The organism is Dyella sp. 2RAB6, assembly GCF_052115385.1.
Lineage (GTDB): Bacteria > Pseudomonadota > Gammaproteobacteria > Xanthomonadales > Rhodanobacteraceae > Dyella_D.
In genome coordinates, this window is sequence record NZ_JBFRGP010000011.1 from 60283 (window position 1) to 74922 (window position 14640).

12 protein-coding genes are annotated in these 14640 nt (G+C 66.5%); 2 read left to right on the top strand and 10 right to left on the bottom strand.

What is annotated here, in order from left to right:
- The first annotated feature begins 10 nt into the window (after positions 1–10).
- Entirely contained in the window at positions 11–340 is a 330-nt protein-coding gene (locus AB4083_RS15705) for an H-NS histone family protein (RefSeq protein ID WP_441609020.1), read from the top strand.
- Between the two features lie 193 nt (positions 341–533).
- On the opposite strand, the gene AB4083_RS15710 is transcribed toward AB4083_RS15705, so the two are convergent.
- The 7 genes from AB4083_RS15710 to AB4083_RS15740 form a co-directional block, all read right to left on the bottom strand.
- A complete protein-coding gene (locus AB4083_RS15710) occupies positions 534–1847 on the bottom strand; it encodes a threonine/serine ThrE exporter family protein (protein ID WP_441609021.1) in 1314 nt (437 codons plus the stop codon).
- A gap of 160 nt (positions 1848–2007) precedes the next feature.
- Entirely contained in the window at positions 2008–2454 is a 447-nt protein-coding gene (locus AB4083_RS15715) for an NfeD family protein (protein ID WP_441609022.1), read from the bottom strand.
- 33 nt (positions 2455–2487) lie between these two features.
- Positions 2488–3438, bottom strand: coding sequence for an SPFH domain-containing protein (locus AB4083_RS15720; RefSeq protein WP_441609023.1), 951 nt, complete (start codon positions 3436–3438; stop codon positions 2488–2490).
- 95 nt (positions 3439–3533) lie between these two features.
- On the bottom strand, positions 3534–4916 hold the full coding sequence (locus AB4083_RS15725; RefSeq protein ID WP_441609024.1) for a sensor histidine kinase: 1383 nt from the start codon (positions 4914–4916) through the stop codon (positions 3534–3536).
- Positions 4917–5222, bottom strand: a complete 306-nt coding sequence (locus tag AB4083_RS15730; protein WP_441609025.1) for a hypothetical protein — start codon at positions 5220–5222, stop codon at positions 4917–4919. It lies immediately after the preceding gene.
- Between the two features lie 193 nt (positions 5223–5415).
- Positions 5416–6759: a sigma-54-dependent transcriptional regulator gene (locus AB4083_RS15735; RefSeq protein ID WP_441609026.1), complete on the bottom strand. Its 1344-nt coding sequence runs from the start codon at positions 6757–6759 to the stop codon at positions 5416–5418.
- Positions 6760–6833: 74 nt separating this feature from the next.
- Positions 6834–8642 carry a DUF885 domain-containing protein gene (locus AB4083_RS15740; RefSeq protein ID WP_441609027.1) on the bottom strand — a complete coding sequence of 603 codons (1809 nt, stop codon included), beginning with the start codon at positions 8640–8642 and terminating at the stop codon, positions 6834–6836.
- 272 nt (positions 8643–8914) lie between these two features.
- On the opposite strand from AB4083_RS15740, the gene AB4083_RS15745 reads away from it, so the two are divergent.
- Entirely contained in the window at positions 8915–10798 is a 1884-nt protein-coding gene (locus tag AB4083_RS15745; RefSeq protein WP_441609028.1) for a transglutaminase domain-containing protein, read from the top strand.
- A 45-nt stretch (positions 10799–10843) separates the two neighbouring features.
- Here AB4083_RS15745 and AB4083_RS15750 read toward each other — a convergent pair whose 3' ends face one another.
- From AB4083_RS15750 to AB4083_RS15760, 3 genes are read right to left on the bottom strand one after another with little or no spacing between them, the layout of a single operon-like run.
- The gene (locus AB4083_RS15750) at positions 10844–12058 is read right to left on the bottom strand and encodes an ABC transporter permease (RefSeq protein WP_441609029.1); all 1215 of its coding nucleotides are present in this window, start codon (positions 12056–12058) and stop codon (positions 10844–10846) included.
- 7 nt (positions 12059–12065) lie between these two features.
- A complete protein-coding gene (locus AB4083_RS15755) occupies positions 12066–13388 on the bottom strand; it encodes an ABC transporter permease (RefSeq protein WP_441609030.1) in 1323 nt (440 codons plus the stop codon).
- Between the two features lie 19 nt (positions 13389–13407).
- Positions 13408–14631: an ABC transporter permease gene (locus AB4083_RS15760; protein WP_441609031.1), complete on the bottom strand. Its 1224-nt coding sequence runs from the start codon at positions 14629–14631 to the stop codon at positions 13408–13410.
- Between the last annotated feature and the right edge of the window lie 9 nt (positions 14632–14640).

Below are 14640 nucleotides of genomic sequence, written 5' to 3' on the forward strand. Positions count from 1 at the left end.
GGGAGTAGTCATGGCTGTCGATATCAAGAATCTCAATCATAACCAGCTCAATGAACTGATCGTCAAGGCGCAGACGCGCCAGACCGAACTGCGCAAGGACAAGGTCGTCAAGCTGCGCGAAAAGATCCACGCGCTGATCAAGGCCGAAGGTTTCGCCTTCGACGACGTATTCGGCCAGGGCCGCGCTGCCAAGGGTCCGCGCAAGACCGGCGGCATCGTCCCGCCGAAGTACCGCAATCCCGCCGATGCGGAGCAGACCTGGTCCGGCCGCGGCAAGCGCCCGCGCTGGTTCAACGACGCACTGAAGGCGGGCAAGAAGGAAAAGGATCTGGCGATCTGAATCGCCCGGTTCGACCAAAAAGAAAACGCCGGCCCAGTGCCGGCGTTTTCTTTTTCCACGCCGGCACTTCGCGGTGCATCGTTTATGCAACATGGATCATCCGCGACACGCCGCGGCATCCGGCATTAACCCATTCGCTACGCACTGCACGCCGCGTTAATCGCCGAGCTGTCGCCCACTGCCGCCATGGCGGTCAAAGCGAACGCCGCGGCGCCACCAGCAGATCGCCGAACAACAAGCCCGCCACCAGCGAAATCAGCAGCGTCACCAGCAATACGCCGGTATCGAAACCCAGCACCGTATCGCGCTCCAGCAGATACGACACGCTGCGGAAACTCACGCTGCCGGGCACCAGCAGGATAATCCCCGGCTCGCGCACCACCGCGCCCGGCCGATGCGCAAAGCGCGCATACAGGTTGGACAAGGCACCCAGCAGAAAGCCGCCGAGGAACACGCCGAACGGCGCCGCCGGCAGATGTCCCGCGACCAGCCCGCCCCAGCGCGTGGATACATAACCCACCACCACCGCCCCCATCACCACCAGCCAGTCGCGCCGCGCGGCACGGAACGCCATGGCGAACGCGATCGACGCCACCAGCAGCGCGGGCAGTTCGGTCCAGGCCGGCAGCGGCGGCAAGGAGAAGTCGCGCGGATAGATGCCGACCGCCGCGCACAACTGCGCCCCCGCCACGGTGCCGAAGGTGAGCTTGAGCAAGGTAGCCAGCGCTCCGCCCATCCTCGCCATGCCGGCCACCAGATGCTGGCTGGAGATCTCGCGCACGCTGGTGGTCAGCGCCATGCCCGGCATCAGCATGATCAGCCCGGCCAGGATCACCGACTTGATCGCCAGCGGCACCACCAGCGCGCTGACCAGGATCGCGAACACCGTGCCGACCAGCGCGCAGATCGCTTCGCTGGCCACCGCCAGCCGCGGCCGCGTGGCCGACAGCACGCTGATGGTGCCGATCATCAGGCCGATCACCGCGGTGGTCAGCAGGTCGGCCCAGGAGCTGTGCAGCAGCAGCGCCACGATGCTGGCCGCGGCCAGGCCATAACTGGCGATCACCCCGGCCTGGGCGCGGCGCGTATCCGGCCGACCCAGTTCGCGCAGCAGGCGGAAGCCTTCGCGCAGTTCGATCTGGCCGGCGATCACCTGGTCGGCGATCAGGTCGGCCTGGCACAGGCGCGCCAGGTTCACGTCGCCCGGCGGCAGGCGCATCACCTGGGTGACCTGGGCCACGCCGTCGTCGCCCTGCGCCTGGTCGGAAAAGGAAATGATGATCGCGGTCGGACTGGACCACACCTCCGCCGCCAGCCCCAGCCGCAGCGCCGAGCCGGCGATGGCCATCTCCAGCCGCGGCGCCGAGGTGCCGTACTGGTGCAGGCGCCGCGCCAGTTCGACCAGGAAGGCGATGCGCGTGTTCAGCGCCGCGGTGGCGAAGTTGTGCACCGGCGCCGGCTGTGTCGGCGAGGCGAAACCGGTCGGGGAAGAAGGCGGGAAGCTCATGCCCGCATTCTCACCCGGAAGCCGCCGGCTTGAATACGTTTGGCCGTCCGAATGCCATTCTCAAAGCCGCCGTAGGTTGGGGTGAGCCGCAGGCGAACCCCAACATTGCGATACGCATGGCGGTGGTACACGTTGGGGTTCGCCTGCGGCTCACCCCAACCTACGCCGCCGGTTTCACCTGCAGCGTATTGCCTTCCACCGCAACCACCTCGACCGTCGTCCCCACCGGCAGGTCCGGCCCGCTGACCAGCCACAGGCCGTCGCCGACGCGGGCCTTGCCGCGGCCGTTGACGATGGCTTCGGCCAGCACGTACTGCCGGCCGATGTTCTGCTCGCCGCGGCGGTTGAGCCGCGACTCGCTGCGGTCCTGGCGGCGCAGGCGCGGGCGCACCTGGTACCAGTAGATGGCGCAGGACAGGAAGGCCAGCAGCACGAAGGCGGTCGCCTGGCCGAGCACCGGCAGCGGCACCACCCATACCAGCAGGCCGGTGGCGGCCGCGCCCAGGCCGATCCACAGCAGGAAGTAACCCGGCAGCAGCACCTCCGCCCCGATCAGCAGCAGGGCGACGATCCACCACAGGTAATGCGTTGCGACCTCAGCGAACATGGCTTATCCCCTTCAGGAAGACGATGCGCAGCGTCAGACCGGCGGCGGCGTGCGGCGCGTCGTGCTCTTGTCCTGCTGCTGGCTCAGCGACTCCTTGGCCAGTTCGGCGATGCCCGCCAGCGAACCGATGATGCCGGTGGCTTCCATCGGCAGCAGCAGCATCTTCTGGTTCGGCGAATGCGCCATTTCCTTCAGCGCCTCCACGTACTTGTTGGCGACGAAGTAATTCAGCGCGTTGACGTCGCCGCTGGCGATGGCGTCGGAGACCAGCTTGGTCGCCTGCGCCTCGGCCTCGGCCAGGCGGATGCGCGCATCCGCTTCGCGGAACGCCGCTTCCTTCTTGCCGTCCGCGGAGAGGATCATCGACTGCTTCTCGCCTTCGGCCCTGAGGATCGCCGACTGGCGCAGGCCTTCGGCTTCCAGGATCTGCGCGCGCTTCTCGCGCTCGGCCTTCATCTGGCGCGCCATCGAATCGACCAGGTCGCGCGGCGGTGCGATGTCCTTGATCTCGATGCGGTTGACCTTGACGCCCCACGGATGCGTGGCCTCGTCGACCACGCGCAGCAGCTTCGCATTGATCGCATCGCGCTGGCTCAGCGATTCGTCCAGATCCATCGAGCCCAGCACCGTGCGGATATTGGTCATGATCAGCGCCAGCGCGGCCTGTTGCAGGTTGGACACTTCATAGGCGGCCTTGGCCGCGTCCAGCACCTGGTAGAACACTACGCCGTCCACGCGCACCACCGCGTTGTCCTTGGTGATCACGTCCTGCGAAGGCACGTCCAGCACCTGTTCCATCATGTTCACTTTGCGGCCGACGCTGTACACGAGGGGTATCAGGAAATGCAGGCCCGGCGTCAGCGTATGCGTGTACTTGCCGAACTGCTCCACCGTCCATTCGTAGCCCTGCGGCACGATGCGCACCAGCTTTGCGATCATGATGATCGCAACCACCACGACCACCAACGCCAAAAGCGATCCCATGGTCCAACCTCCTGTCCGTGAAGATGGCGCGGAGTATAGGGGAGGTCCGCGCAAGCGGCGGTTACGTTATGACGTCACCCCGAAGCGGCCGTCTGTCAGGAAAACTTCAACGGCAGCAACAGGCTGACGCGCAGGCCGCCCTGTTCGCGGTTGGCCAGCGTGATGCGGCCGCCGTGTGCCTCGGCGATTTCGCGCGCCAGCGCCAGGCCCAGGCCGGTGCCGGAGCGCTTGGTCGAATAGAACGGCAGCAAGGCTTGCGCCAGCACCGTTTCGCTCATGCCGGGGCCGCGATCGGCTACTTCGATGCGCACGTCGCGGCCGATCACCGCCAGCGACAGGCTCACGCCATCTTCAGCGCTGCCGGATTCGTGCGCGTTCTTCACCAGGTTGATCAGCACCTGCTCGATCTGCCCGGCATCGAACCAGCCCTCCTGTTCCGGCAGGTTGCCTTGCACGCGGAACTGGCAATGCAGGGCCAGGCTGTCCAGGAACGGACGCCACGGGATCGACACCGGCTGCGGCGCCGGCAGCTTGGCGAAATTGGCATAGCCGGCGATAAAGCCATGCAGATGCCGCGCGCGCTCGCCGATGGTGGCGAATACGCCGGGCAAGCGCTCGTACTGTCCACGGCGCGCCAGCTCGGCGCCGGAATGCGCCAGCGAGGAGATCGGCGCCAGCGAGTTGTTCAATTCATGGCTGATCACGCGGATCACGCGCTTCCAGGTCGCCACTTCCTGGCGCGACAGTTCGCGCGTCATGCGGCGGAACAACTGCAGCCGATGCGGACGCCCCTGCAGGCGGAAACTGCGCTGCGACAGATGGAAGGTTTCCTCGCTGCCGTCCATCTCCACCGTCAGCAGCGCATCCTCGCCGCCTTCCACCGCGCGGCGCAGCGCCTCGGGCGCATCGGCCAGCAGTTCGAGGAAATCCAGTCCGTGCAGGGTGCGTCCTTCGTTGAACAGGTGGCGCGCGGCGATATTGGCGTAGGTGACGCGGCCGATGGCATCGGTGAGCACCAGCGCCACCGGCGTGTTCTGCACCACCGTGTCCAGCAGCAGTTCGCGCTGCGCCAGATTCTGGCGCTGCTCGCGCAGGGTCTGGCCCAGCGCGTTGTGCATGCGGATCAGCTCGCCAAGTTCGTCATGCCGCCGCGCCGCGATGGAGAAACTGAAGTCGCCGTCGCGGTAACTGGCCACCGCGCCTTCCAGCGCGCGCAGCAGGCGGTTGAGCGGATGCATCACCCGCCCCGCCAGCCAGATCGACAACGGAATCGCCACTCCCGCACTCACCGCCAGCCCGCCCCACACGCCCAGGTGCGAGGGCGGTTGCACGGTGACGCCGAGGTCGTGCTTCATCCATTGCAGCAGTTGCGGCAGCGGCCACTCGGTGATGCCGATATACAGCAGCGCACCCGACACGTAGGCCAGGCTCAGCAGCAGCGCCAGGCGCGTCTGCAGGGTGTCGAGGCGGCGCAGCACTCAGTGGCCCTGGCCGGAGCGCAGCGACCGTTCCTGCTTGCAGGCTGCGTTGGCGGAGTCGCAGATCGTTTGTGGCCCACGGCTGTTGCGCTGCGTCGACCCATCGACCTTGAAGCGCGACTCGCCGGGCTTGTCGTCCTTGAAACGGAAGGCGCCCTGGCCATCGCGCGTGGTGGCCTGGCTGCTGCCGTGGGCCACGCTGGAGGAGGACGCCGGACGCTGCCAGCTATCGCTCGCCTGCGGCGCGGATTGCGCATGGGCCGCGAAGGCCGCCACCATGATGCCCAACATCATCCATCGACGCATGATCGTTCCCCAGCAGGCTTGGATCGCGGCATCTTGATATGCGGCAGGTGAAGTGGGCAACCATCTTTAGGCATGGCCGCAGGCCGCAGGTTGGGGTGAGCCGCAGGCGAACCCCAACATGACCACCTGCGGACGCCTCGCACCGTTGGGGTTCGCCGGCGGCTCACCCCAACCTACGTCGAGCCATGTGCGCTCAGGTTCCCTGTGTCGCCAGCCCGTACCGCTCCATCCGCCGATACAAGGCCTGCCGCGACAAACCCAACGACTGCGCCGCCCGGCTCACCACGCCATCCGCCTTGCCCAGCGCCGCCTCCACCGCCTCGCGGCTGGGTTCGTCCAGGTTGCGGTTGGCGGCGGGCGCGGCCTGCGGCAGGTTCAGCAGTTCGGGCTGGATGCGGCCGTCGGCGGCCAGCAGCGCGGCGCGCTCGATCGCATTCTTCAGCTCGCGCACATTGCCCGGCCACGGATAGCTCAGCAGTGCCTCGCGCGCCGCATCGGTCAGTTCCGCGCGGCTGTCGAGGAAATGCTCGGCCAGCGGCAGGATGTCGTCGACGCGATCGGACAGCGCCGGCAGGTTCACCTCGATCACGTTGAGGCGGTAGTAAAGGTCTTCGCGGAACGTACCCATGCGTATCATCGCCTTCAGGTCCGCATTGGTCGCGCTCAGCACACGCACCTTCACCTGGCGCGTGCGACCCGAGCCCAGGCGCTCGAACTGCCCGGTTTCCAGCACGCGCAGCAGCTTCACCTGGCCCGACAGCGACAGGTTGCCGATCTCGTCCAGGAACAGCGTGCCACCGTCGGCCAGCTCGAAGCGGCCTTCGCGCGCCTTGTTGGCACCGGTGTAGGCGCCGGCTTCGGCGCCGAACAGTTCCGCCTCGATCAGCTCGCCCGGCAGCGCGCCGCAGTTGACCGCGATGAAGCCGCCGCGCTTGGCCGCCGAGTTCGCATGCACGATCGCCGCGATGCGCTCCTTGCCGGCGCCGTTGGGGCCGGTGATCAGCACCGGCACTTCGGAGCGGGCGACCTGGCAGGCCAGTTCCAGCGTGCGCGCCATCGCCTCGGAGGAGAACACCAGGCCGGTCAGGTCGTAGCGGCGTTCCAGGTCCTCGCGGCGGCGGCGGCGCTCGTTGCGGGCCCGGTTCACCTCGCGGGTGGATTCGGACAGCTCCAGCAGGTTCTCCACCGTGGCCAGCAGCTTGGCGTCGTCCCAGGGCTTGGCCAGGTAGTCGGCGGCGCCGGCCTTGACCAGCTCCACCGCGGTCTCCAGGTGGGTCCAGGCGGTCAGCAGGATCACCGGCAGGTCGGTGTGGCGCTGGCGCAGCGCGCGGAACAGCGCGATGCCTTCCTCGCCGGAGGTGGTGTCCGCCGTGAAGTTCATGTCCTGGATGACCACGTCGATGCGTTCGCGCTCGAGCAGCTCCAGGCCCTGCTCCGGCGTCAGCGCGGTCAGCGGGCGGATTTCGTGCAGGGACAGCGCCAGCGAGAGCGCCTCCCCCACGGCGGGGTTGTCGTCGATGATCAGGACAGTACGCATGTGGCTCTTGGGCATGCCGGAACAGATGCATCCTGCCGGCAAAACGTTGTAATGACCATTGGCCTATCCGCCCTTTACGGGGCGGCGACGGGGTGGGCGGGCGCCTGGCCGGACTTCACCGCGGCGATCCAGGCGTCGGTGCGGGTTTCCAGCACATCCAGCGGCAACGCGCCGCCGCCGAGGATCTGATCGTGGAAGGCGCGGATGTCGAAACGCTCGCCCAGCTCCTTCCTGGCGCGTTCGCGCAGCTCCAGGATCTTGAGCTGGCCCATCTTGTAGCCCAGCGCCTGGCCCGGCCAGGTGATGTAGCGGTCGGTCTCGGCCTGAACATCCGGCTCGTCCTGGCTGGAATGGGCGTGGAAGAAGTCGACCATCTGCTGGCGCGTCCAGTGCTTGTAGTGCACGCCGGTATCCAGCACCAGGCGGTCGGCGCGCAGCAGTTCGTCGGACAGGCGGCCGTAGTCCGAGAGCGGGTCCTTGTAGAAACCGATGTCCTTGCCCAGCCGCTCGGCATACAGCGCCCAGCCCTCGACGTAGGCGTTGTAGCCGGCCTGCTGGCGGAACGGCGGCAACTTCGGCAGCGCCTGCGCGATCGAGATCTGCATGTGATGGCCGGGAATCGCCTCGTGATACGCGGTCGATTCGATAGTCAGCGTGGTGCGGTCGGCGAAGTCGCCGGTATTCACGTAGACCTGGCCAGGACGCGAACCGTCCGGCGTGCCCTGGTGGTATTCGGCGCCGGGCGCCTCTTTCTCGCGGTACGCCTCGACCGGCATCACCTGGACCTTAGTTCTCGGCAGCAGGCCGAACAGCTTGGGCAGCTCGGGCTGCATCTGCGCGATAAAGCCGCGGTAGCGGTTGAGGATGTCCTCGCGCGAGCTCGGATGCAGCTTGGCGTCGTGCTTGAGCGCCTCGCGGAAGCTGGCCAGGTCCTTATAGCCCTGCCCCTTGGCGATCACCGTCATCTCGTCCTCGATGCGCTTCACCTCGGCCAGGCCGATCTGGTGAATGCGCTCGGGGCTTTCCTTGGTGGTGGTCATCTGCTCGACGTCGAAGCGATAGATCGCCTCGCCATGGGCAAGCTGCCACACGCCCGGCTCGCTGCGGCCGTGCGGCGCGTAATCCTTGGCGACGAACTCGCCGAGCTTGCGGTAAGCCGGCCGCACTTCGTTGTCGATGGCGGCGACGATGGCGTCATGCAGGCGCTTCTGGTCGGCGGCGGACACTGATTTGGGAAAGCGCTTCAGCGGCTCGGCAAAGGAGTTCTCCGCACCCGCCGGCTTGGCGATGCTGTCGATCTGCCCGACCACTTTCTCCAGCAGATAACGCGGCGGCATCATGCCGTCCTGCAAACCCTGCCGCGCCACTTCGGTGACCTGCTCCAGCGCGCGCGGCACGGCGTGCAGGCGCGCCAGGTAATCCTCGTATTGCCTGGCGTTGTCGAACGGGATCGAGCTGACGAAGCCCGGCAGCTGCAGGTGCATGCCGTTCATCTGGTCCAGCGGCATCTCGTTGAGCTTCAGGTCGTAACTCTGCAGCCCGTCGCGGAGCTGGCGCACCATCAGCTGCAGGTTGAGCTTGTCCTCGTCGGAGAAGCCGCCGGTGTCGATCGCCTCGAAACGCTTGAGGAAATCCGCATTGGCCTTGCGCTCGGCCGCCTGGTGCGCCAGCGAAAGATCGCTCCAGCGATCGTTGTAGCGCAGGTCGCCCAGGATGGTGGCGAACTCCGGCGTGTTCTTCAGCGAGTGCTGCCACTGTTCCGCCAGCAGCTTGTTGAGCGCATCCACCCGCGCGGCGGTGGCGGCGGGAGCGGCGGCCACCGGCCCGGCCACGGTGACCGAGCCGAGCAGGCTCGCGCAGATCATCCAGGACACCAGCTTCATACGAATCTCTCGGGTGGCAAAGCGATCCGCGCACTGTAGCGGGCTTGTGCCTTCCTTGGCAGGTCCGGCGGATGGCGCTGCAGCCATGGCCACGACTGGACATCTGGAAAGTTCCGGTTCTCCGCCACAGGCCCGTTTCATATCGTCCAGGGTCGCAGCGTCGCGGATCGCGCCACCCTGCTCCCCACCTCTTGGCCGGTCCCTCCGTCCCGGCCGTCCCCAGCCCCTATGCACGGCCTTGCACAGACGACAGAACCCAAGGATCTACCCTGATGATCAGCAATAAATCCCTTTCCATGAGCAGGCGAACGGCGTGCATGCTGACGCTGCTGGCGGCCTCGCCCTGCTTTGCGTCGCTGCAGCCCGTGGGCCAGGCGCTGGCTGCGATGAAATACACATCGTCGTGCCGGGTCCATGCCGACCTGAGCGAAGACTGCACCAACACACGGCATTACGACATCCTGACCGCGGCGGGCAGGGACTCACTCTCCCAGGTCAGCCTGTCCGCGTCGGACAACCAGACGGTTTCCGGCATCGAAGCCTATGTCATCAAACGCGATGGCACGCGGACCCTCTTGCCGGACAGCCAGATCGTCAAGAAGTCCGGTACGGGCCCCGATCAGGGCATCGACAACAGCACGAACACGATCCTGCTGTTCCAGGGCCTGGAAGTGGGCGGCTCCATCGAATACCGCACGAAGGAGCACAGCAAAGCAACGAAGGACGTCTCCGCTTTCCATCAGCTCTTGCGTCTCATGCCTTTACCTCTGCGCGTTGACGGCTACCACATCGAGTACATCGCGGACAAACCCATCATCTGGCGTAGCGAAGAGCCGGACGTGTTTGACGTGAAGCCTTCGGATGGCGGAAAGAAGATCACCGTCGACCTGGCCAAGCCATACTATCTAGCCACCGTGAACGAAGACGACTTCACCGTGCGCAAACTTCCGCGCATCGAGCTGGCCTTCAGTGACAAGCTCGACGAGCACTACGGCAAGCTGGTCGGCATCTACAACAAGATCCTGTCCACGCCCTTGCCGCCGCAGGCAGCCAAGGAAGTCGAGCGGCTCAAGCAGCAGCCGCAAAAAGAACAGATCCAATCCTTGATCAAGTTTCTCGCCACGCACTATCGCTACCTGGCCGATTACCGCCTGGATAGCCGCGGCCGCATACCCCTGGATCTTGCCCGGATCGAAAAGAACGGCTATGGCGACTGCAAGGATCTCACCACCTTGCTGACGGCAATGATCCGCGGCCTGGGCATCGACGCGGAACCCGCCTTTGTCGTGCGGGGCGACTATGCGCCGACCCTGCTGATACCGGGTCTGGGCGCCCCCAATCACGCGATCGTGCGCGCGACCGTCGACGGCAATACCTGGTGGATCGATGCCACGAATCCGGTCCTGCTGCCTGGATACACGCCGCAGGATCTGCAGGATCGCTGGGCCATTGTGGTCGGCAAGGACGGCAGGCCACGATTGGACAGCATTCCCTCGGCGGAAGCTGCGCTGGCGGAGGACACGACCCAGGACACGCGATTCCATCCCGATGGAACATCGGACACCGACTCCAGCACCTTGCTTAATGGTGCGAGGCTGCTGTCGCTGTTGCAGCTTGAGCACGACGAAGGCGTGAATGCGACCAATAACGCCCTCTGCGCAGACGACAAAGAATGCAGCGTAACCCGGCCCGCCACGGATCGGATCAAGCCGCCGTACCTTGTGAAGGTCCATTCCCCCGGACAACCTGCGCCCGCCAAGCACGAGGGCAAATACGCAGGCAGCCTGGGCGACTACTTCAAGTTCAACCTGGAGGCGCTGAAAAATTATCGCCGAACAGGTGGAGTCGGCGACCTTAACCTCGGTGTTCCCATGACCCGACAGATGTCGATGAAGATCAGCGGCGCCAAGCTCAGCCGGCCCATGAAGAACTGCCATGTGCAGTCACGCTGGTTCGACTATGACGCCGAGGCTCGCCAGGAACCGAACGGGGTGACGGTCTATCAGCTTCGCTCGGTCGAGAAGGTCGCATGGATCGCCCATGCCGAGCTGGTTAGCGATGAATTCGGCAAGTTCCTGAGCCAGGCCGAGGATTGCTTCGAAGGTCTCACCTATTCCTACACCACCGACGCGGTCGAGCCGCGCACCGGCAAGTAATCGCCCCGAAGAGCCTGCCTTGCGCAGGCTCTTCTCTTTCCCGCCTCAGACCGTGCGCGTCGCCACCACCGGCGGCACCGCCGCCGCGCGCAGGGCCGGGCCCAGCACCGCAAGCTGGCCCAGCAGCCACAGCACCAGCGCGCCGACCGGCAGGTACCGCAGCGGCAGGTGCGGCAGTTCGTAGAACTTCATCAGCGCGAGGTTGAGCGCGAAGGCCATCACCATGCCCAGCGCGATGCCGCCGCTGACGATCAGGAAGTTCTCGGTCTGGAAGTAGCGCAGGATGTCGCCGCGCGTCGCGCCGATCGCGCGGCGGATACCGATCTGCTTGCGCCGCTGCTGCACCCAGAAACTGGCCAGGCCAACGATGCCCAGCGCGGTGACCAGCAACAGGGCGACGATCACACCGACCAGCATGAAGGCCATGATGCGGTCCTGCTGGAAGAATTGGCCGCGCAGGTCGCTGATGGTCTGCGAGCCTTCCTGGTCGAGCACCGCGTCCGGCGCGAGCTTGGCCACCAGCGCGCGCGCATCGCGCAGCACGCGGCCGATGTCCGCGGGCGCGGCCTTGATCAGGTAGCTGCCGGACAGATTCGGCCCTGGCTGCGCCGGCACGAAGGCTGCCCAGCCCGGCGCGCCGCGGCCGGCCCAGCTCGGCGCCGGCGTCACCAGGTGATCGACGATGCCCACCACCCGGTATGACCACTTGTCCACCCAGAAGCTCTTGCCCAGCGGATCGGCGCCCGGCCACAGGTGTTCGGCCAGTTCGCGCGCCATCAGCACCGGCGCGGAGCTGGGAAATACGCCGGTGAACGGCTGGTAGTCGTCCGCCTGCAGGGCACGCCCCGCCACCAGCTTCATGCCCATCGCCTCGGCGCTGCCCGGACCGCCCAGGTACAGCTCGATCACGCCGCTGAACTGCTTGCCTTCCGGATCGGTGGTGATGCCCACCCGGCCGCGCTGCTCGCCGAACGGAATCGAGTTGAGCAGGCTGGCCGACTGCACGCCGGGAATGGTGCGCAGGCCGGCGAGCATGCGCGCATTGACGTCGTTGGCCTGTTTTTCGTCGTAGCCGCTCATCTGCAGAGTGGCCAGCGAAGCTTCGTCGACGCCGCTGTTCACCCGCATCGCGTCCATCCGGTTGGCGATCAGGAAGCAGGCGTTGCACAGCACCGCGCAGGCCAGTGCGATCTCCAGCGCGATCAACAGCGCCGCGAGACGGTGCTTGCGCAGCGCGGCCAGGATGGGTTGGATCTCCATGCGCACCTCAGAGCGTCTTCAATTGGAGGCCAGGCGTCACCCGGCTCGCCCGCAGCGCCGGCACGAAGCCGGCCAGCAGGCTGGTGGCGATCGCCAGCACGAAGGTCAGCGCGAACATGCGCGCGTCCAGATGCACCATGTCGGCGAACGCCACCGGCTGCCGCCGCACCAGGCTCAGGCCCAGCAAGGTCAGCAGCAGGCCGCCGAGACCGCCGATCAGGCCGATCATCCCGGCCTCGACCAGGCACTGGCAGAAGATCGCGCCGCGGCTGGCGCCCAGCGCGCGGCGCACGCCGATCTCGCCGCCGCGGCGCAGGAACTTGGCCAGCAGCAGGCCGATGGTGTTGAACAGGCAGATCGCCAGGAAGCCGAACGCCAGCCACGCCTGCAGGCGCACGTCGCTGGGCACCACGCCCTGGTAATCCAGCCACTGGACCAGATTGCGCAGCCGCGTGTTCTCAGGGCGGGCGACGCGTCCCAGCGTCTTCTGCTGCGCCGCATAGCCGTCGAGAAAGCGCTTGTACGCCGCGGCCTTGGCGGGGCTGTCCAACTGCACCCACAGCGCCAGCCACACGCAGGGCGCGTTCTGCAGGTGCCCCGGCGACGGCGGCAGCTTCCAGCAGCTGTACTGGTAGAAGTTGCCGTCGTTGATCTCCAACGCGCTGCTGAACGGGGTGAGCAGGTCCTGCGGCTTGCCGTAGTAGTCCGCCGTCTTGCCGCCGGAGAAGCGCCCGCCGGCGATGTTGTAGAAGCGCGGTGACGGCCGCCACGGCGCCAGCACGCCGACGATGCGCACATCGGTGTCGCGCAGGCGCAGCGTGCGCCCGACGCTGTTGGCGCCGCCGAACAGCTTGTCGTTGAGGTCGGCGGAGATGATCGCCACCCGCGCACGCGCCGCGTCGTCTTCCGCGCGCCAGGGGCCGCCGTAGCGGAACGGTACGTCGAACATGGCGAAGAAATCCGCGGTGGTCGACAGCATCGGCAGCATCAGCGGCGGCAGGGTGGTGTCGGGCGCGCGCAGTTTCACCGGGCTGTCCACGATGATCGCCTGCCGGTCGGCCTGGTGGGCGCTCCACAGGTCCATCGCCGACTGGTAGGTCATCACGTCCATCGGCTCGTTGTGCTTTTCCGGCAGCGGGTTGTCGTCGACCTGCGCGTAGAACAGCTTGTCGCTGCGTCCCGGCAGCGGATCGCCGGAGAGCAGTTGCATCACCGTCAGCGTGGTCATGCTGGCGCCGATGCCGACGGCGATCGCCAGCACCATCAGCGCAGTCAGCACCTTGTTGCGCTTGAGGCTGCGCAGGGCAAGATCGAGGTAGTAAGCGAACATCCGTTTCTCCTGGAAAAGCTCAGACCGACCGCGTCGCCACCACCGGCGGCACCGCCGCCGCGCGCAGCGCCGGGCCCAGCACCGCGGCCTGTCCGATCAGCCACAGCGCCAGCGCGCCGACCGGGAAATAGATCGCCGGCAGCCGCGGCAATTCGTAATGCACCATCAGGAACAGATTGATGCCATAGGCCAGCACCATGCCCAGCACGATGCCGATCGTGGCGAGCAGGAAGTTCTCGGTCTGGAAGTAGCGCAGGATGTGCCCGCGCGTGGCGCCGAGTGCGCGGCGCACGCCGATCTGGCGCCGGCGCTGCGCCACCCAGAAGCTGCCCAGGCCGACGATGCCCAGCGCGGTGACCACCAGCAGCGCCACGCACACGCCGATCAGCAGCCCGGTCATGGCGCGGTCGCTGTCGAAGAAGCTGCGGCGCGCCTCGTCCCAGGTGCGCTTCTGCCAGAAGATGCGATGCGGATTGTTCTTCTTCAGCGCTTCCAGCGCGGCGGCCAGCACGCGCGTACGCTGCTCCGGTGCGGTGCGGATCAGGTATTGGTTACTCTCCACCTGCATCGGCATCATCATGCTGTACTGCGCTTCGGCATCGTTCCAGATCGACGGGCGCACCAGGTACTTCACCACGCCGACCACCTGCAGCGGCACCTGCGAACCGATCCACAGCGTCTTGCCCAGCGCCGACTCGCCCGGATACAGGCGCTGCGCCATCGCCTCGGTGATCACCGTCACGTGCGGCAGGCCTTCGAACTTGCCTTCCTTGAACGCCTTGGAGGCTTCCTTGACGGTGACGTAGTCGGCCGGCTGCAGCAGGCGGCCGGCGATCAGCTGCACGCCCATGGTCTGGGCGATGTCCTCGCCGAAGTAATTGGTGGCGTTGAGCGTGGTCTTGTTCTGCTTGGGATCGAGCTTGATGCCGTTGTTGCTGGACGAGCGGCCGAACGGTATCTGGTTGACCGAGGACACATGAGTCACGCCGGGGATGGCGCGCAGTGCGGCGAGGTCCGTCAGCGTGCGGGCGTGCTCGTCGGGCTTGGCGCCGATGTCGGCCAGGGCGACCTGGATCAACTCGTGCTCCGCCACGCCGCTGGGCATGTTGATGCGCTCGATGCGCTGGGTCACCAGGAATACCGCGTTGCACACGATGGCGCAGGTCAGCGCGATCTCCAGCACCACCAGCAAGGCGGTGGTCTTGTGCCGGCGCAGGGTCGACAGAATGGGTCGGATGGCCATGGCGTCTCC